This window comes from Klebsiella pasteurii (assembly GCF_018139045.1).
GTDB lineage: Bacteria > Pseudomonadota > Gammaproteobacteria > Enterobacterales > Enterobacteriaceae > Klebsiella > Klebsiella grimontii.
On sequence record NZ_CP073236.1, the window covers coordinates 5321286 to 5339772 of the forward strand.

Genomic DNA, 18487 nt, shown 5'->3' on the forward strand with positions numbered 1-18487 from the left:
AACGGCGACGCGTCGTTGAATTGCGTCGTCGGCTACCTGGCGGACTTTAAACTAAGAGAGAGCTCTATGAATCCTGAGCGTTCTGAACGCATTGAAATCCCCGTATTGCCGTTGCGCGATGTGGTGGTTTATCCGCACATGGTCATACCCCTGTTTGTAGGGCGGGAAAAATCTATCCGTTGTCTCGAAGCAGCCATGGACCATGACAAAAAAATCATGCTGGTTGCGCAGAAAGAAGCCTCGACGGATGAGCCGGGTGTAAACGATCTTTTCACCGTCGGGACCGTGGCGTCTATTTTGCAAATGCTGAAGCTACCGGACGGGACTGTGAAAGTGCTGGTCGAAGGTTTACAGCGTGCGCGCATCTCTGCGCTGTCTGATAACGGCGAGCATTTTTCGGCGAAAGCGGAATATCTTGAATCGCCGGCGATTGACGAACGCGAGCAGGAAGTGCTGGTTCGTACCGCCATCAGCCAGTTTGAAGGCTACATCAAGCTGAACAAGAAAATCCCACCGGAAGTGCTGACGTCGCTCAATAGCATCGACGATCCGGCGCGTCTGGCGGATACCATCGCTGCGCATATGCCGCTGAAGCTGGCGGACAAACAGTCCGTGCTGGAGATGTCCGACGTGAACGAACGTCTGGAATATCTGATGGCGATGATGGAGTCGGAAATCGATCTGCTGCAGGTTGAAAAGCGTATTCGTAACCGCGTGAAAAAGCAGATGGAGAAATCTCAGCGCGAGTACTATCTGAATGAGCAAATGAAAGCCATTCAAAAAGAGCTCGGCGAGATGGATGACGCTCCGGACGAGAACGAAGCGCTGAAGCGTAAGATCGACGCGGCGAAAATGCCGAAAGAGGCAAAAGAGAAAACCGAAGCGGAACTGCAAAAACTGAAAATGATGTCCCCGATGTCGGCGGAAGCCACCGTCGTTCGCGGCTACATTGACTGGATGGTGCAGGTACCGTGGAACGCCCGCAGCAAGGTTAAAAAAGACCTGCGTCAGGCTCAGGAGATCCTCGATACCGATCACTACGGCCTTGAGCGCGTGAAGGATCGTATTCTTGAGTACCTCGCGGTGCAGAGCCGTGTTAACAAGCTTAAAGGGCCGATCCTGTGCCTGGTTGGGCCTCCGGGGGTAGGTAAAACCTCTCTCGGCCAATCTATCGCCAAAGCAACCGGACGCAAATATGTGCGTATGGCGCTGGGCGGCGTGCGCGATGAAGCGGAAATCCGCGGTCACCGCCGTACCTATATTGGCTCAATGCCGGGCAAACTGATCCAGAAAATGGCTAAAGTGGGCGTTAAAAACCCGCTGTTCTTGCTGGATGAGATCGACAAGATGTCTTCTGACATGCGCGGCGATCCGGCATCGGCGCTGCTCGAGGTGTTGGATCCGGAACAAAACGTGGCCTTTAACGACCACTATCTGGAAGTGGATTACGATCTCAGCGACGTGATGTTCGTTGCGACCTCTAACTCCATGAATATTCCGGCGCCGCTGCTGGATCGTATGGAAGTGATCCGCCTCTCCGGCTATACCGAAGATGAGAAGCTGAACATCGCCAAACGCCATCTGCTGTCAAAACAGATTGAGCGTAACGCGCTCAAGAAAGGCGAGCTGACGGTGGATGATAGCGCGATTATCGGCATCATTCGCTACTACACCCGTGAAGCGGGCGTGCGTGGTCTGGAGCGCGAAATCTCGAAACTGTGCCGCAAAGCAGTGAAACAGCTTCTGCTGGATAAGTCGCTGAAACACATCGAGATTAATGGCGACAACCTACACGATTTCCTTGGCGTGCAGCGCTATGACTATGGCCGTGCGGATAGCGAAAACCGCGTAGGTCAGGTGACCGGCCTGGCGTGGACGGAAGTGGGCGGCGATCTGCTGACCATTGAAACCGCCTGCGTTCCGGGTAAAGGCAAGCTGACCTACACTGGTTCACTGGGTGAAGTCATGCAGGAATCCATCCAGGCGGCGTTGACGGTGGTTCGTTCACGTGCGGATAAGCTGGGTATTAACTCAGACTTTTACGAAAAACGTGATATTCACGTTCACGTGCCGGAAGGCGCTACGCCGAAGGATGGTCCAAGCGCCGGTATCGCGATGTGCACCGCGCTGGTTTCCTGCCTGACGGGTAATCCGGTACGCGCTGACGTGGCGATGACCGGCGAGATTACCCTCCGTGGCCAGGTATTGCCGATTGGTGGTCTGAAGGAAAAACTGTTGGCCGCGCATCGTGGCGGCATTAAGACTGTTCTGATTCCTGATGAAAATAAACGCGACCTTGAAGAAATTCCGGATAACGTTATCGCTGATTTAGATATCCATCCGGTAAAACGAATCGAGGAAGTTCTGGCACTTGCGCTGCAGAACGAACCGTTTGGAATGGAAGTCGTCACGGCAAAATAGTGATTTCGCGCAAATAGCGCTAAGAAAAATAGGGCTGGTAAGTAAATTCGTACTTGCCAGCCTTTTTTTGTGTAGCTAACTTAGATCGCTGGCAGGGGGGTCAATTACAACTCTGTTGTAAGGGCATGACAGTCCTGATATAACTGCTGCGCGGTCGCACCACGAAGGATTCTGGTGCGATATAAATTATAAAGAGAGGAAGAGAACAGTGAATAAATCTCAACTGATTGACAAAATTGCTGCCGGTGCGGACATTTCTAAAGCCGCAGCTGGACGTGCGTTAGATGCTTTAATCGCTTCTGTTACTGAATCTCTGCAGGCTGGAGATGACGTTGCGCTGGTAGGGTTTGGTACTTTTGCTGTTAAAGAGCGCGCTGCCCGTACTGGTCGCAATCCGCAAACAGGCAAAGAAATCACCATTGCTGCTGCTAAAGTACCGGGTTTCCGCGCAGGTAAAGCGCTGAAAGACGCGGTAAACTGATCGACTTCCCCACTGGGGTCTGTGACGAAGTACAAGGGCGCATCGCAAGATGTGCCTTTTTTATTTGCCAGAATGCGACTTAATGTGAGTTTATACGCACTTGTGGGCTGACAATCACCCCGTTTTCTTGTCAAAATACGTCCTCACGCGCGGCGGCCATCACATGCTATGCTGCGCGAGCTAAAGTCATCTACAGCGGAGCGTTGTTACACCATGATGGACAACCTACGCACGGCCGCCAACAGCGTCGTGCTCAAGATTATTTTCGGTATCATTATCGTCTCGTTCATTTTGACCGGGGTGAGTGGTTACCTGATTGGCGGTGGCAACAACTATGCCGCAAAAGTTAATGACCAGGAGATTGGTCGCACACAGTTTGAGAATGCCGTTGCCAGCGAGCGTAATCGCATGCAGCAGCAGCTTGGCGACCAGTTCTCAGAGCTGGCGGCTAATGAAAATTACATGAAGACCATGCGTCAGCAGGTGCTGAACCGTCTGATTGACGAGGCGCTGCTCGATCAGTATGCCCGTGAGCTTGGTCTCAGCATCAGCGATGACCAGGTTAAGCAGGCGATCTTCCAGACCCAGGCTTTCCAGGCGGATGGCAAATTTGATAACGAGCGCTTCAGTCGTATCGTTAATCAGATGGGGATGACGACGGATCAGTACGCGCAGGCGCTTCGTAATCAGCTGACGACTCAGCAATTGATCAACGCCGTAGCCGGTACCGACTTTATGCTGCAGGGCGAATCCGACCAGCTGGCGGCGCTGGTTTCTCAACAGCGCGTCGTCCGTGAAGCAACTATCGACGTGAACGCGCTGGCGGCGAAGCAAACCGCTACCGACGATGAAATCAACGCCTTCTACCAGCAGAACCAGGCGCGTTTTATGGCCCCGGAGCAGTTCCGCGTAAGTTATATCAAGATGGACGCTGCGAGCATGCAGGAAAACGCCTCTGACGAAGAAATTCAGTCATGGTACGACCAGCATCAGGATCAGTTCACTCAGCCGCAGCGTAACCGCTACAGCATCATTCAGACCAAAACCGAAGCGGATGCCCAGGCTGTGCTCGATGAGCTGAAGAAAGGAGCAGACTTCGCCGCTCTGGCAAAAGAGAAATCAACCGACATCATCTCTGCCCGCAACGGCGGCGACATGGGATGGATGGACGATGCCGCAACCGTGCCGGAGCTGAAAGAAGCCGGTCTGAAAGAAAAAGGCCAGCTTTCTGGCGTGATTAAATCCTCCGTGGGTTTCCTCGTTGCCCGTCTGGACGACGTTCAGGCTGCGCAGGTTAAACCGCTGGCTGAGGTTCGCGATGATATCGCGGCGAAAGTGAAGCAGGAAAAAGCGCTGGATGCGTACTACGCGCTGCAGCAGAAAGTGAGCGACGCGGCGAGCAACGATAATGAGTCGCTGGCGGGCGCCGCCCAGGTTGCCGGTCTGAAAGTGGTTGAAACAGGTTGGTTTGGCCGTGACAGCCTGCCGCAAGAGCTGAACTTCAAGCCGGTCTCTGAAGCTATCTTCAACGGCGGCCTGGTTGGCGACAACGGCACGCCGGGCAGCAACTCCGATATCATCACCGTTGACGGCGATCGCGCGTTTGTTCTGCGCATCAGCGAGCACAAAGCGGAGGCGGTTAAGCCGCTGGCGGATGTGAAAGCGCAGGTAAGCGATATTGTTAAGCGCAACAAAGCGGAACAGCAGGCAAAGCTGGATGCTGATAAGCTGCTGACGGCCCTGAAAGAGGGTAAAGGCGATGAAGCGATGAAAGCCGCAGGCCTGAGCTTTGGCGCGCCGCAGACGCTGTCACGCACCGGTCAGGAAGCGCTGAGCCAGTCAGTCTTTGCGTTACCGTTGCCGCAGTCGGGTAAGCCAAGCTACGGCGTGGGCTCCGATCTGCAGGGCAACGTAGTGCTGCTGGCGCTGGAGGAAGTGAAAGCGGGTACGATGCCGGAAGAGCAGAAAAAAGCGATGATTCAGGGGATCACCCAGAATAACGCCCAGATCGCCTTCGAAGCGCTGATGAGCAACCTGCGTAAAGCGGCTAAAATTAAGGTCGGCGACATCATCGACCAGCAACAATAATTTCGCGCTGCTTCGCAAAAGCAAGTAACGTGATGTAATCCTCAAAGGCCGCTTTCGCGGCCTTTTCCATTTCTGCATTTTGCCTTTTGTACTCTTTTTCCCTCATCGCTATCGTGCTCTTGCTGTCAACAAACAAGGAGATAACAGCATGAAACGAGGAATGAAAACGCTTATTGCCGCAGTACTGGTTTGTGCGGCGGCGGGGAGTCAGATAGCGCAGGCGGCGCCCTCTGCGGGTAAAGCGTCGTCGACGGTAAAGGAGAGCGTGCAGTCGCCGCAGGCAAAAGCGCCGGATGGGTTAAACGCGGCCGACAGTGAGGGCACCAGGGTGAGTATTAATCACGCCAGTGCGGAGGAGTTGGCTAAGGCGTTGAATGGCGTCGGTCTGAAGAAAGCGCAGGCTATCGTGAGCTATCGCGAAGAGTACGGGCCGTTTAAAACCGTTGACGACCTTAAGCAGGTCCCCGGTATGGGCAACTCGCTGGTAGAGAGAAATCTGTCACATCTGAAGCTGTAAATTTTCAGCGGAAGTTTGCACAGTTGTTATTATTTGCCAGAATGAAGAGGTTACACCAGTGGTGTGACCTCTGACCTCAAAACAACAATTAGAGATAAGGCATTCGCGCTATGCAGACTCAAATCAAAGTTCGCGGCTATCACTTGGATGTATATCAGCACGTCAACAATGCGCGTTATCTGGAGTTTCTCGAAGAGGCGCGTTGGGATGGTCTGGAAAGCAGCCCGGCCTTCCACTGGATGACCGAGCGCAACATCGCTTTTGTGGTGGTGAATATCAATATCAACTATCGCCGACCAGCGGTACTGGGCGATGTGTTAACCGTCACCAGCAAGCTCGAAAAGCTCAATGGAAAAAGCGGGACGTTAAGCCAGGTGGTTACCCTCAATCCTAACGGCGAAGTGGTCGCCGATGCGCTTATCACCTTTGTCTGTATCGATCTTAAAACCCAGAAAGCGCTGCCGCTGGAGGGCGAACTGCGGGAGAAGCTGGAGCAGCTTGAGCCGCGCTAACTGGCCAGCCGGAGGGAGATGTCCCGGAGGCGGTGCTGCGCACCTGCCGGGGCTACACGTCCCCCGGCAGCCTGCGCTCCGGCAGCCCGGGCAGGCGCATCGCGCCGTCCCCGGGGCGAGGGCGCAGAAAGTTGCGGAATTTCCCCGTAGGCGCTGCAGCGTATCTGACCGGGCTAATCGCCTTCGGCCGCCAGCGGGGCTATTGCGCCGCCGGGAAGTAACCGCTTACTGGAGCCCGGTTTTTTGCTTCATCACCGTCATCACGCCAACCTTATCGCCAAGATAGTGGCTCAGGCCGTTGGCGCGTAGATTACAGGCGGCGCACTGCCCGCAGCCGTCGCCTTTAATGCCGTTATAGCAGGTCAGGGTTTCATGGCGCACTAGCTCTAACTGGCCCCAGTAATCGGCTAAGGCCCAGGTCTCGGCTTTGTTAAGCCACATCAGCGGCGTCTCGAAGCGAATATCTTTCGCCATTCCGAGGCTGACGGCATGGTGCAGCGCTTTCACAAACTCGTCTCGGCAGTCCGGATAGCCCGAAAAATCGGTCTCACAAACGCCGGTGATAATAGCTTCTGCCTTAACCTGATACGCGTAAATCGCCGTCAGGGTTAAAAACAGAATGTTGCGACCGGGGACAAAAGTATTGGGGATGCCGCTGGCGTCCGGCTCGTAATCCGGAATCGGAATGCTATCGCGGGTCAGGCTGCTGACCGCCAGTTCGTTAAGCAGCGTGACATCAAGGACCTTATGGGCGACGGCCCCCAGTTTTAGCGCCAGTTCGCGAGCAACGTCAATCTCCGCGCGGTGGCGTTGGCCATAATCAAAAGTGACGCAATGCACTTCATCATACTGTTGCAGAGCCTGCACCAGGCAGGTCGTCGAATCTTGTCCTCCGCTGAAGACAACTACGGCGCGTTTCATGATAATTCCTGACAATCGAAGTGAGGCGCATATGGTAGCGCCTGATGAGCGCGACCACCAGCTCTGTCACGGCGCTGAGGCCGGTAGCCAGGCGCTGGCGAAGTCAAACCAGCCTCGCGCGTTGAGTCGTAGCCCATTAACCCCCGGCGGTGCGCTGATCCGATAATTATAATTGAACAGTGGGGTCATGATGGCATCATCCATCAATCTGTCAAAGACGTTGCGCAAAGCTTCGCTGCGGCTGCGCTCGTCCGGTAGGGCCTGAACGGCATCCAGCGTCGCCTGAAGATGTGCATATTGCGCCCCGGTCAACAAATTAGGCCACAGCGCGTCGCAGCGTAGCCACTGCTCCAGAGCATAGACCGGCGCTTCGCCGATCAGGCGGTCGCCCATCATCAGGTCTGCTTTCGCAAACTGCTCGCAGCCATCCCAGTTTTTTGCATCATGAAAAATAATCGTCAGCTCGCAGCCCAGCTCTGCCAGTCGTTGCCGAAGCTGCTCCGCCATGGCGTGTAGCTCTACGGGAAGATGATAGAGCAGGGTAAGCCGTTCAGGCAGAGGGGTATCATGATTTTCAGGCCCCTGCGGAATAGACCAGCCCGGCAATACTTCATTGCTGGGCGCGATCAGATCCTCATCCAGCGGTAGGGTTTCTAACAGAGTGGAGCGATGAATCAGCGAGACCAGCCTTTGCGCCTGCGCTTTGTTAAGACGAGGGCTTTGGCGCAGCGTTAGATAGCAAAAACCGAGGCTAATACTGTTGCTGACCTGACGTAGTCTGGTCAGCTCGTCAGGATCGCCAATGGTTATCTGTACCGGATGACGACAGCTGGTGCCCAGATCCTGCTCGAACAGCTGCGGCGTGATCCAGAATTCCACGGCCTGCAGCAGCGGGTGAGTGAGATGATAGCGCTGATGGTTTTCCAGCCGTACCAGGTCCGGAGTAAATAATTTCAGGCGAAATGGTCCGCTGCCGATCGCCGAATTGTCCGGATGCGCCAGCACGCTGCAGTAGCTGGCAAGGCGGAACGGCAGCCAGTAATCGGCGCGATGCAGGGTGATAGTCAGACACTGGGAGTGGGGGACGTTAATCTCGCTAATACTGGCGAATAGCTTACGCAGTGAGGGTAGCTGCAGTAGCATCAAAAGCCGCTGCTGTAGCTGAGAGGTTTTAATCGGATCGCCGTTATGCCAGAACAAGGTTGAACGAATATAAAAATGCCAGCGCAGACCGTCAGGCGATACTTCCCAGTGATGGGCTAAATCGCCTATTGGACAGGTACTGCGCGCATCAAATCGGGTCAGGCCGGAAAATATCTCCCCGGCCAGGTGCTGTTCCGCCCTTCCCGGCATAAAACCCGGGCGTAGCGGCTCCAGTGGACGGTAATAAGGAATACGCAGGGTTGGCGTATCGTTCTGCCATTGGCCGCCGAGAAAGGGGGAAAGCAGCGCTTTAAGCTCCACCGGCGCAAGCTGGGCCAGCTCGAGGGCATTTTGCTGCTGCCCTTTATTCAACGCCTGTTCCATCATTTCGTTGCGCAGCGTTTCCGGCGCTTTATAAAACTGAAGCAATCCGCGCTTTCCACGACCGGAGCTGGCCTGCCAGCTTAGCCAGCCGGATTCTTGCGCCTGGCGCAGCAGGGTACGGATATGGCGTTCGCTGCAAAAGCAGCGTCCCGCCAGCTCGCCGACGGTAACCTGCTGCGGCTCGCCCGAGGAGGGTTCCCAGAGCCGCTGGTACTGATGGAGACGGTTTAATAGCCTCATATCTGTTTAATCCTGCGCTATATTCGTAAACCAGGAACAATAAAATTCATCTATTCACTATTACTTCCGTATATCTCAGGCGATACTGCAACACAAGCAAAATCCACCACCATTGGGGAGCAGGAGATGGCAAGACTGGCTGCATTTGATATGGACGGTACGCTACTGATGCCGGACCATCGTCTGGGAGAAAAAACGCTGTCGACGCTAAAACGTCTGCGCGAGCGCGATATCACCCTGACTTTCGCCACCGGCCGTCATGCCCTGGAGATGCGCCACGTTATTGGCGAGTTTTCTCTGGATGCGTTTTTAATTACCGGCAACGGGACGCGCATTCACTCTCTGGAGGGCGAAGAGCTGTATCGCCGCGATCTGGCCCCCGATGTGGCGGAAGAGGTGCTGCACAGCGCCTGGGAAACCTCGGCCAGTATGCATTTCTTCAACGACGGCGGCTGGTACACCGGGCAGGAGATTCCCGAAATTTTGAAAGCGCACGTTTTTAGCGGTTTTCGTTACCAGCTGTACGATCCAAAACGGATGCCGGCGCATCAGGTTACGAAAATCTGCTTCTGCGGCGATCATGACGATCTGCGGCGGCTGCGGATCCAGCTGAATGAAGCGCTCGGCGGCCGGGCGGATCTCTGTTTTTCAGCGATGGATTGTCTTGAAGTTTTGCCCGGCGGCTGTAACAAAGGAGCGGCTCTGGCGGTACTAAGCCAGCATCTTGGCCTGACGTTGCAGGATTGCATGGCGTTCGGTGACGCCATGAACGATCGGGAAATGCTCGGCAGCGTTGGCCGGGGGGTGATTATGGGCAATGCGATGCATCAGCTGAAAAATGAACTTCCGCATCTACCGGTTATTGGCGACTGCCGTCATCAGGCCGTTTCCCACTTTTTGACTCATTGGCTGGATAATCCTGATCTTCCTTATTCCCCCGAATAAAGAGACCCTGCCAGCAAGCCAGATATCCTGTGATATCTGGCTTTTTTTATTTTGCTCGCAGCATGTCGGCGATCTGTGCCTGCCACGGGCAAATATCGCCAATATTGGCCGTCACCCACTGCGGATTGTAGTAGCTCTCCAGATAACGTTCGCCGCTGTCGCACAGCAGCGTAACGAGGGAGCCGCTGCGCCCCTCCTGGCGCATCCGTACGGCCAGCTGCAGCACGCCCCACATATTGGTGCCGGTTGATGCGCCGACTTTACGCCCGAGCAGCGTTTCCAGCCATAGGGCAGTGGCGACGCTGGCGGCATCCGGTACCCGCAGCATCTCATCGACCACATCGGGAATAAATGAAGGTTCGACGCGTGGGCGGCCAATACCCTCAATTTTGCTACCGACCGGGCTGCGCAGGCTGGCGTCGCGGCTTTGCCAGTAGTCCAAAAACACTGAGTTTTGTGGGTCAACCACCATCAGCTGCGTATCGTAACCCTGACTACGAATGTAGCGGCCAATGGTTGCTGAGGTACCGCCGGTGCCCGCGCTCATCACGATATACGACGGCTGCGGGTGCGGCTCATGGCTCATCTGACGGAAGATACTGTCGGCGATATTATTATTTCCCCGCCAGTCGGTCGCCCGTTCGGCAAAGGTAAACTGATCCATATAATGCCCGTTCAGCTCTCGAGCCAGAGTCTCGGAGGCGGCATAGATTTCGCAGGCGCTATCGACAAAATGACAGCGGCCGCCGTAGAACTCAATTTGTTCAATTTTACGTTTTGCCGTACAGGAAGGCATCACGGCGATAAACGGCAGACCTAACAGACGGGCGAAGTAGGCTTCGGAGACGGCGGTCGAACCCGAAGAGGATTCAATAATCGTCGTCCCTTCTTTAATCCAGCCGTTGCACAGACCATAGAGGAACAGCGAGCGGGCCAGACGATGCTTCAGGCTACCGGTTGGATGGGTGCTTTCATCTTTCAGATAGAGCTGGATCCCAGGGAACTCCGGGAGCGCCAGACGAATCAGGTGCGTATCGGCGGAACGCTGATAATCGGCATTAATTTCACTAATCGCGTGTTTTATCCAGGCGCTGTTCATCTCGGTTTCCTGTTTGTCATTTTGTGCCCAGCTTAGCGGAATTCGAAGGAAAAATTGTTGCCATTTAGCCTTTGAATTACAATTAATGGAGTAAATTTTTCTCCTGAGGTGAGTAATGTTAGATAAAATTGACCGTAAGCTGCTTTCTTTACTGCAAACCGACTGTACCCTCTCTTTGCAGGCGCTGGCTGATGCCGTTAATCTGACCACCACACCATGCTGGAAGCGCCTGAAGCGTCTGGAAGACGAAGGTATCCTGCGCGGGCGAGTCGCTCTGCTGGATGCGGAAAAGGTCGGGCTTGGGCTGACGGCGTTTGTGCTGATTAAGACTCAGCACCACAGTAGCGACTGGTATTGCCGCTTCGTCAGCGAGGTCACCCAGATGGCGGAGGTTCTCGGTTTCTGGCGTATGGCGGGGGAGTATGACTACCTGCTGCGGGTCCAGGTTGCGGATATGAAAAGCTATGATGATTTTTATAAACGCCTGGTAAACAGCGTACCGGGGCTCTCGGATGTCACTTCGAGTTTTGCCATGGAACAGATAAAATACACGACAGCCTTGCCGATTGATTAACGGCATCAGCCGCTACGAATTACACACTCAGGATTTAACTGCTTGCGATTATTTGCTCAACTTAGCTGGTATTTCCGCCGGGAGTGGCGCCGTTACCTTGGCGCTATTGCTCTGCTGATCGTGATTGCCATCCTGCAACTGGTGCCGCCAAAGGTGGTGGGCATCGTGGTTGATGGCGTCACAAAACAACATTACACCGCGGAAAAGGTGTGGATGTGGATTGGCCTGTTGGTCGTTATTGCGGTGATGGTATATCTGCTGCGCTACGTCTGGCGGGTGCTGCTTTTCGGCGCTTCTTATCAGCTGGCCGTCGAACTGCGTGAGGATTTCTATCGCCAGCTCAGCCGCCAGCATCCGGCCTTTTACCTGCGCCATCGTACCGGCGATCTGATCGCGCGGGCGACCAACGACGTGGATCGGGTGGTATTCGCCGCTGGCGAAGGGGTGTTAACGCTGGTGGACTCCCTGGTGATGGGCTGCGCGGTGCTGATCGTGATGTCGACGCAAATCAGCTGGCAGTTAACCCTGCTGGCGCTGCTGCCGATGCCGCTGATGGCGCTGGCGATCAAACGTAACGGCGATGCATTACACGAGCGTTTTCGCGTCGCTCAGGCGGCGTTCTCCAGCCTTAACGACCGCACCCAGGAGAGCCTCACCAGCATCCGCATGATCAAAGCCTTTGGTCTCGAAGATCGACAGTCGGCGCTGTTTGCCGCCGATGCCGCGGATACCGGCGCCAAAAATATGCGCGTGGCGCGCATCGACGCGCGCTTCGACCCGACGATTTATATCGCCATCGGTACTGCTAACCTGCTGGCCATCGGCGGCGGCAGCTGGATGGTGATCCAGGGCAGTCTGACCCTTGGACAGCTCACCAGCTTTGTGATGTACCTTGGCCTGATGATTTGGCCGATGCTGGCGCTGGCGTGGATGTTTAACATCGTTGAGCGCGGTAGCGCGGCCTATGCGCGCATTCGCACCATGCTGGAAGAGGCGCCGGCGGTGAACGACGGCAGCGAGCCGACGCCGGAAGGCCGCGGTACGCTCAGCGTCGCCGTGCGCGAGTTTATCTACCCACAGGCGAATAAGAGCTCGCTGGAAAAGGTCAACTTTACGCTACAGCCCGGGCAGATGCTGGGGATTTGCGGGCCGACCGGCTCCGGCAAGAGCACTATTCTGGCGCTGATTCAGCGCCACTTTGACGTGACTGAAGGCGATATCCGCTTCCACGACGTTCCCCTGACCCAGCTACAGCTCGATAGCTGGCGCGCCCGCCTGGCGGTGGTTAATCAGACACCGTTCCTGTTCTCCGATACCGTCGCCAGCAACATCGCCCTTGGTAAACCGGACGCCACGCAGGAGCAAATCGAGCACGTTGCGCGGCTTGCCAGCGTGCATGAGGATATCCTGCGCCTGCCGCAGGGATATAACACCGAAGTCGGCGAGCGTGGCGTGATGCTTTCCGGCGGGCAAAAGCAGCGAATTTCCATCGCCCGCGCGCTGCTGCTGGAGGCGGAGATTCTGATCCTTGATGATGCCCTGTCGGCGGTGGATGGCAGAACAGAGCACGAGATTTTGCATAACCTGCGGCAGTGGGGAGAAGGGCGGACGGTGATCATTAGCGCCCATCGCCTGTCGGCGTTGACCGAGGCCAGCGAAATTCTGGTAATGCAGCACGGGCATATTGCCCAGCGCGGTCGCCATGAGGCGCTGGCGGCGCAGCCGGGCTGGTATCGGGACATGTACCGTTATCAGCAGCTGGAAGCGGCGCTGGATGATGTCCCGCTGGAAGATGAGGAGATCACCGGTGCGTAGTTTCACTGAACTCTGGCCGACCTTAAAGCGCCTGCTGGCCTACGGCTCCCCGTGGCGTAAACCGTTGGTGATTGCCGTTGCCATCATGTGGGTTGCGGCGGTGGCGGAAGTCAGCGGTCCGCTGCTGATCAGCTATTTCATCGACAATATGGTGGCGAAGAACTCGCTGCCGTTGAAGCTGGTTTGTGGTCTCGCCGTAGCCTATATCGGCCTGCAACTCCTTGCCGCTGGCCTGCATTACTGCCAGGCGTTGCTGTTTAATCGTGCGGCGGTCGGCGTGGTGCAGCAGCTGCGCAGCGACGTCATGGATGCCGCGCTGCGCCAGCCGCTCAGCGAGTTTGATACGCAGCCGGTCGGGCAGCTCATCTCACGGGTGACCAACGATACCGAAGTCATTCGTGATCTGTACGTGACCGTGGTGGCCACCGTACTGCGGAGCGCCGCCTTGATTGGCGCGATGCTGGTGGCGATGTTCAGCCTTGACTGGCGGATGGCGCTGGTGGCTATCGCTATTTTCCCGGCGGTGCTGATCGTGATGATGATTTATCAGCGCTACAGCACGCCAATCGTCAGACGGGTCCGCGCCTGGCTGGCGGATATCAACGATGGTTTTAATGAAGTGATTAACGGCATGGGCGTTATCCAGCAGTTCCGCCAGCAGGCGCGTTTCGGCGAGCGGATGCGCGAGGCCAGTTATGCGCACTATCTGGCGCGTATGCAAACTCTGCGTCTTGATGGCTTCCTGCTGCGTCCGCTGCTAAGCCTGTTCTCTTCATTAATTCTCTGCGGCCTGCTGATGCTGTTTGGTTTCAGCAGTAGCGGAACGATCGAAGTCGGGGTGCTCTACGCCTTTATTAGCTATCTTGGACGACTGAACGAGCCGCTGATCGAGCTGACCACCCAGCAGTCAATGCTGCAGCAGGCGGTCGTCGCGGGCGAGCGCGTCTTCGAGCTGATGGATAAACCGCGTCAGGCGTGGGGTGAAGATAGCGAGCCGCTGCGCAGCGGAGCAATTAGCATCGATCATCTCTCTTTTGCCTACCGCGACGATAGCCTGGTGTTGCAGGATATTAATCTCGATATCCCGTCCCGCAGCTTTGTAGCGCTGGTTGGCCATACCGGGAGCGGTAAAAGCACCCTGGCCAGCCTGATGATGGGCTACTACCCGTTAACTCAGGGAGAGATTCGCATCGACGGTCGGCCGCTTTCTTCCTTGAGCCACAGCGCGCTGCGTCAGGGGATTGCGATGGTGCAGCAGGATCCGGTGGTGCTGGCTGATACCTTCTATGCCAACGTTACCCTCGGTCGCGACATTAGCGAAGAGCAGGTCTGGGAGGCGCTGGAAGCGGTCCAGCTGGCAGATCTGGCCCGTGAAATGGAAAAGGGGATTTATACGCTGCTGGGCGAGCAGGGGAATAATCTCTCCGTTGGTCAGAAACAGCTGCTGGCGCTGGCGCGGGTGCTGGTTGATACGCCGCAGGTGCTGATTCTTGATGAGGCGACGGCCAATATTGATTCCGGTACCGAGCAGGCGATTCAGCAAGCTCTGGCGCGAGTGCGTGAGCACACGACGCTGGTGGTGATTGCGCACCGCTTATCGACCATCGTCGAGGCCGATACGATCCTGGTGCTGCACCGCGGTCAGGCCGTAGAGCGCGGAAACCATCAGCAGCTGCTGGCGGCCAAAGGCCGCTACTGGCAGATGTATCAGCTGCAGCTGGTTGGCGAAGAACTGGCGGCCAGCTCGCAGGAAGAGTCGCTGATCGCCTGATGCACCATAATCAGGCAGTCGCGATAGCGCGGCCTGAGGTGGTGCAAAAACGTCACACATTGCGCACTGAAATGGTGCAACTTTAGCCGAAAGAGCCAATTTGCCGCTTCGTTTCCAGCGAATTCTTCACCTTCTCCCTCAAAAAGGGCCGCCTGGCGGTCCTTTTTCATTTCTGGCATAGCCCTTGCTTTAGTAGATACGTGTTAGCTGCGGCCATTACCGAATTCTGACTGGAGGGGACTTATGAAGCTGGTTACGGTGGTAATCAAACCATTCAAACTGGAAGACGTGCGTGAAGCATTGTCTTCAATGGGTATTCAGGGCCTGACGGTCACTGAAGTTAAAGGGTTCGGCCGTCAGAAAGGCCACGCGGAGCTCTATCGCGGCGCCGAATACAGCGTCAATTTTCTACCGAAAGTGAAGATTGATGTCGCGATTGCCGACGATCAGTTGGACGAAGTCGTCGATGTCATCAGTAAAGCGGCGTATACCGGAAAGATTGGCGACGGCAAAATCTTTGTCGCCGAGCTGCAGCGCGTGATTCGCATCCGTACCGGCGAATCTGACGAAGCGGCACTGTAACTTTCAGACCACACAGTGATGGGGAACGAAACAATGAAGATAGCAACAATGAAAACAGGTCTGGGAGCGTTGGCTCTTCTTCCGGGGCTGGCGATGGCCGCACCGGCGGTAGCGGATAAAGCCGACAATGCTTTTATGATGATTTGCACCGCGCTGGTGCTGTTTATGTCGATTCCGGGCATCGCGCTGTTCTACGGCGGGCTGATCCGCGGTAAAAACGTTCTCTCCATGCTGACTCAGGTGATCGTGACTTTTGCGCTGGTCTGCGTGCTGTGGGTGGTTTATGGCTACACGCTGGCCTTCGGCGCTGGCGGCAGCTTCTTCGGCAACTTCGACTGGGTACTGTTGAAAAACATTGAACTGAAAGCGCTGATGGGAAGCTTCTATCAGTACATCCACGTTGCCTTCCAGGGCTCCTTCGCCTGTATTACCGTTGGTCTGATCGTCGGTGCGCTGGCGGAACGTATTCGCTTCTCGGCGGTACTGATTTTCGTCGTGGTATGGATGACGCTCTCTTATGTGCCGATTGCGCACATGGTATGGGGCGGCGGTCTGTTGGCCACGCACGGCGCGCTTGATTTCGCCGGCGGTACGGTGGTTCACATCAACGCCGCGGTAGCGGGTCTGGTGGGTGCCTATATGATGGGCAAACGCGTTGGTTTTGGTAAAGAAGCGTTCAAACCGCATAACCTGCCGATGGTATTCACCGGCACCGCGATCCTCTACGTTGGCTGGTTCGGCTTTAACGCCGGTTCTGCAAGCGCGGCGAACGAAATTGCCGGTCTGGCGTTCGTAAATACCGTGGTGGCAACGGCGGCAGCAATCCTGGCGTGGACCTTCGGCGAGTGGGCAACCCGCGGTAAACCGTCTCTGCTTGGCGCCTGTTCAGGTGCGATTGCCGGGCTGGTCGGCATCACTCCGGCGTGCGGCTACATCGGCGTCGGCGGCTCTCTGATTGTCGGTATCGCTGCGGGCCTGGCGGGTCTGTGGGGCGTCACCGTACTGAAACGCTGGCTGCGCGTTGATGACCCGTGCGATGTGTTTGGCGTACACGGCGTCTGCGGTATCGTAGGCTGCATCCTGACCGGTATCTTCGCCGCGACTTCTCTGGGCGGTGTCGGTTACGCGGAAGGCGTCACCATGGGCCATCAGGTTCTGGTACAGCTGGAAAGTATCGGTATTACCATTGTCTGGTCCGGCGTTGTCGCTTTCATTGGTTACAAAGTTGCCGATATGACCGTTGGTCTGCGCGTACCGGAAGATCAAGAGCGTGAAGGGCTGGACGTAAACAGCCACGGCGAAAACGCCTACAACGCCTGATAAATTGCGTTATCTCCTGAAGCTGCAGAGCCTCCCCAAGGGGAGGCTCTGTTTTTTTATGTATTGCGATTACGCATGACGCCTTCCTGCACTGTGGAAGCTACCAGCGTGCCGTCCTGCGTATAGAATTCGCCGCGCACAAAACCGCGCGCGCTGGAGGCGGAGGTGCTCTCAACGCTGTAAAGCAGCCAGTCGTTGATATTGAACGGACGGTGGAACCACATTGAGTGATCGATGGTGGCGACCTGCATGCCGGGCTCCAGAAAACCGACGCCATGCGGCTGCAGGGCGACGGGCAGGAAGTTAAAATCCGAAGCGTAGCCTAACAGATACTGATGGATGCGGAGATCTTCCGGAACGGCGCCGTTGGCGCGGATCCAAACCTGACGCGTCGGTTCTGCAACGTGGCCTTTCAAGGGGTTATGAAATTCGACCGGGCGAATCTCCAGCGGTTTATCGCAGAGAAATTTCTCTTTAACCTGCGGCGGCAACAGATGGGCCAGTTTGCGGGCGATATCCGTTTCGGAGGGCAGGGCGTCCGGAGCGGGCGCCGCGGGCATGGTTTTTTGATGTTCATAGCCGGGTTCTGGCGCCTGGAAAGAGGCGGTCATATAGAAAATCGGCTTCCCGTTTTGAACCGCCGCCACCCTGCGGGCGCTGAAGCTATTGCCGTCGCGCAGGACTTCAACATCATAGATGATGGGTTTCTGGCTGTCGCCGGGACGCAGGAAGTAGCTGTGAAACGAGTGAATCAGGCGTTCTGCGGGGACCGTCTCTTTTGCTGCGTATAGCGCCTGGCCAACCACTTGACCGCCAAAGACCTGACGCAATCCCAGATCCTCGCTCTGACCGCGAAACAATCCCTCTTCAATTTTTTCCAGATTTAACAATGCCAGCAGATTGGTTAATGCCTGACTCATAGTGACCCTCAATCAATGATGACTGCTTTGCGCAGCGCGTTATTGAGGCAAAGTATAACCTGGAATCGCAAGTGGTCCGATGGGTGCAATAATCTGAATATGGGCTCTTTTCCAGGAAGAGATCTGAGATCTGTGCCACACTTATTTACGATACTAATGTCCTGTCCCCGATTGTGGCTGGATGTACTCCTGTTAAAGAAGGGATGAAAAGGAGAAAAGAATGAAATTTGCCTATATGTTAAGTGCCTTAGCCGTCGCGGCTACGTTGTCTGCCTGTGCGAACAATCACAGCAGCAATGCAGCGAACCAGGCTGCGCCCGATCCTTACGGCATTGCCTCACTAAGCTCCTCGCAGCAGCAGCCTAACGTTTCCGGGACCATTAATATTCGACAGCGCGTGGCGTTACCGCCGGATGCGGTGTTAACCGTAACCTTGTCGGATGCGTCCCTGGCCGATGCGCCAGCGCACGTGCTGTCGCAAAAAGCGGTAAGGACTGAAGGGAAGCAGGCGCCATTTAACTTTGTTCTGCCTTACAACCAGGCGGATATTAAGCCTAATGCACGCATCCTGTTAAGTTCAGCGATTACCGTCAACGGTCAGCTGATGTTTATTACCGATACCGTGCAGACGGTGATTAATCAGGGCGGCAATCGCGCCGACCTGCTGCTGGTACCGGTCCAGCAAACCGCGGTACCGGTGGCAAATACCAACGTTCCCGCCGCGCAATAACCCCGACTATGCCCCTTTTCAGGG

The 18487-nt window shown here is 55.8% G+C and carries 16 protein-coding genes; 12 read left to right on the forward strand and 4 right to left on the reverse strand.

All coding sequences use genetic code 11. The features are described 5' to 3' along the window. The first annotated feature begins 66 nt into the window (after positions 1-66). The 5 genes from lon to KCG39_RS24905 all read left to right on the forward strand — a co-directional run bounded on the left by lon (position 67) and on the right by KCG39_RS24905 (position 6019). The gene (lon, locus tag KCG39_RS24885) at positions 67-2421 is read left to right on the forward strand and encodes an endopeptidase La (protein WP_004099539.1); all 2355 of its coding nucleotides are present in this window, start codon (positions 67-69) and stop codon (positions 2419-2421) included. A gap of 208 nt (positions 2422-2629) precedes the next feature. Then, positions 2630-2902, forward strand: coding sequence for a nucleoid-associated protein HU-beta (gene hupB / locus KCG39_RS24890; RefSeq protein ID WP_002444653.1), 273 nt, complete (start codon positions 2630-2632; stop codon positions 2900-2902). Positions 2903-3115: 213 nt separating this feature from the next. Continuing rightward, entirely contained in the window at positions 3116-4990 is a 1875-nt protein-coding gene (ppiD, locus tag KCG39_RS24895) for a peptidylprolyl isomerase (RefSeq protein ID WP_004129812.1), read from the forward strand. A 148-nt stretch (positions 4991-5138) separates the two neighbouring features. Further along, entirely contained in the window at positions 5139-5507 is a 369-nt protein-coding gene (locus KCG39_RS24900) for a helix-hairpin-helix domain-containing protein (RefSeq protein ID WP_004129816.1), read from the forward strand. A gap of 110 nt (positions 5508-5617) precedes the next feature. Then, on the forward strand, positions 5618-6019 hold the full coding sequence (locus tag KCG39_RS24905; RefSeq protein ID WP_004129818.1) for a YbgC/FadM family acyl-CoA thioesterase: 402 nt from the start codon (positions 5618-5620) through the stop codon (positions 6017-6019). A 225-nt stretch (positions 6020-6244) separates the two neighbouring features. Here KCG39_RS24905 and queC read toward each other — a convergent pair whose 3' ends face one another. Continuing rightward, positions 6245-6940, reverse strand: a complete 696-nt coding sequence (gene queC / locus KCG39_RS24910; RefSeq protein ID WP_004129820.1) for a 7-cyano-7-deazaguanine synthase QueC — start codon at positions 6938-6940, stop codon at positions 6245-6247. 66 nt (positions 6941-7006) lie between these two features. Then, positions 7007-8707, reverse strand: a complete 1701-nt coding sequence (locus KCG39_RS24915; RefSeq protein ID WP_049114025.1) for an SgrR family transcriptional regulator — start codon at positions 8705-8707, stop codon at positions 7007-7009. A 126-nt stretch (positions 8708-8833) separates the two neighbouring features. On the opposite strand from KCG39_RS24915, the gene cof reads away from it, so the two are divergent. Continuing rightward, entirely contained in the window at positions 8834-9652 is an 819-nt protein-coding gene (gene cof / locus KCG39_RS24920; RefSeq protein ID WP_004129825.1) for an HMP-PP phosphatase, read from the forward strand. Positions 9653-9698: 46 nt separating this feature from the next. Here the strand turns inward: cof and KCG39_RS24925 are convergent, their stop codons facing one another. Further along, a complete protein-coding gene (locus tag KCG39_RS24925; RefSeq protein ID WP_142467854.1) occupies positions 9699-10751 on the reverse strand; it encodes a PLP-dependent cysteine synthase family protein in 1053 nt (350 codons plus the stop codon). 115 nt (positions 10752-10866) lie between these two features. Here KCG39_RS24925 and KCG39_RS24930 point away from each other — a divergent pair, with 115 nt between their 5' ends. The 5 genes from KCG39_RS24930 to amtB all read left to right on the forward strand — a co-directional run bounded on the left by KCG39_RS24930 (position 10867) and on the right by amtB (position 16813). Beyond that, positions 10867-11325, forward strand: coding sequence for an Lrp/AsnC family transcriptional regulator (locus KCG39_RS24930; RefSeq protein ID WP_004129831.1), 459 nt, complete (start codon positions 10867-10869; stop codon positions 11323-11325). A 42-nt stretch (positions 11326-11367) separates the two neighbouring features. Further along, a complete protein-coding gene (locus KCG39_RS24935) occupies positions 11368-13140 on the forward strand; it encodes a SmdA family multidrug ABC transporter permease/ATP-binding protein (protein ID WP_049123374.1) in 1773 nt (590 codons plus the stop codon). Then, positions 13133-14911, forward strand: coding sequence for a SmdB family multidrug efflux ABC transporter permease/ATP-binding protein (locus tag KCG39_RS24940; RefSeq protein ID WP_049113915.1), 1779 nt, complete (start codon positions 13133-13135; stop codon positions 14909-14911). The genes KCG39_RS24935 and KCG39_RS24940 overlap by 8 nt, the downstream gene beginning before the upstream one ends. A gap of 243 nt (positions 14912-15154) precedes the next feature. Continuing rightward, a complete protein-coding gene (gene glnK / locus KCG39_RS24945) occupies positions 15155-15493 on the forward strand; it encodes a P-II family nitrogen regulator (RefSeq protein WP_004099573.1) in 339 nt (112 codons plus the stop codon). 33 nt (positions 15494-15526) lie between these two features. Further along, positions 15527-16813 (forward strand): ammonium transporter AmtB, encoded by a 1287-nt coding sequence (gene amtB / locus KCG39_RS24950; protein WP_004129846.1) that lies wholly within the window; start codon positions 15527-15529, stop codon positions 16811-16813. A gap of 56 nt (positions 16814-16869) precedes the next feature. Here amtB and tesB read toward each other — a convergent pair whose 3' ends face one another. Further along, the gene (gene tesB, locus KCG39_RS24955; RefSeq protein WP_004129849.1) at positions 16870-17733 is read right to left on the reverse strand and encodes an acyl-CoA thioesterase II; all 864 of its coding nucleotides are present in this window, start codon (positions 17731-17733) and stop codon (positions 16870-16872) included. Between the two features lie 220 nt (positions 17734-17953). On the opposite strand from tesB, the gene KCG39_RS24960 reads away from it, so the two are divergent. Further along, positions 17954-18463: a YbaY family lipoprotein gene (locus KCG39_RS24960; protein WP_004129852.1), complete on the forward strand. Its 510-nt coding sequence runs from the start codon at positions 17954-17956 to the stop codon at positions 18461-18463. Positions 18464-18487: the final 24 nt, after the last annotated feature.

Coding starts and splice junctions, on each gene's coding strand:
- lon (WP_004099539.1), top strand. CDS start 67: ATGAATCCTGAGCGTTCTGAACGCATTGAAATCCCCGTATTGCCGTTG.
- ppiD (WP_004129812.1), top strand. CDS start 3,116: ATGATGGACAACCTACGCACGGCCGCCAACAGCGTCGTGCTCAAGATT.
- KCG39_RS24900 (WP_004129816.1), top strand. CDS start 5,139: ATGAAACGAGGAATGAAAACGCTTATTGCCGCAGTACTGGTTTGTGCG.
- KCG39_RS24905 (WP_004129818.1), top strand. CDS start 5,618: ATGCAGACTCAAATCAAAGTTCGCGGCTATCACTTGGATGTATATCAG.
- queC (WP_004129820.1), bottom strand. CDS start 6,940: ATGAAACGCGCCGTAGTTGTCTTCAGCGGAGGACAAGATTCGACGACC.
- KCG39_RS24915 (WP_049114025.1), bottom strand. CDS start 8,707: ATGAGGCTATTAAACCGTCTCCATCAGTACCAGCGGCTCTGGGAACCC.
- cof (WP_004129825.1), top strand. CDS start 8,834: ATGGCAAGACTGGCTGCATTTGATATGGACGGTACGCTACTGATGCCG.
- KCG39_RS24925 (WP_142467854.1), bottom strand. CDS start 10,751: ATGAACAGCGCCTGGATAAAACACGCGATTAGTGAAATTAATGCCGAT.
- KCG39_RS24930 (WP_004129831.1), top strand. CDS start 10,867: ATGTTAGATAAAATTGACCGTAAGCTGCTTTCTTTACTGCAAACCGAC.
- glnK (WP_004099573.1), top strand. CDS start 15,155: ATGAAGCTGGTTACGGTGGTAATCAAACCATTCAAACTGGAAGACGTG.
- amtB (WP_004129846.1), top strand. CDS start 15,527: ATGAAGATAGCAACAATGAAAACAGGTCTGGGAGCGTTGGCTCTTCTT.
- tesB (WP_004129849.1), bottom strand. CDS start 17,733: ATGAGTCAGGCATTAACCAATCTGCTGGCATTGTTAAATCTGGAAAAA.
- KCG39_RS24960 (WP_004129852.1), top strand. CDS start 17,954: ATGAAATTTGCCTATATGTTAAGTGCCTTAGCCGTCGCGGCTACGTTG.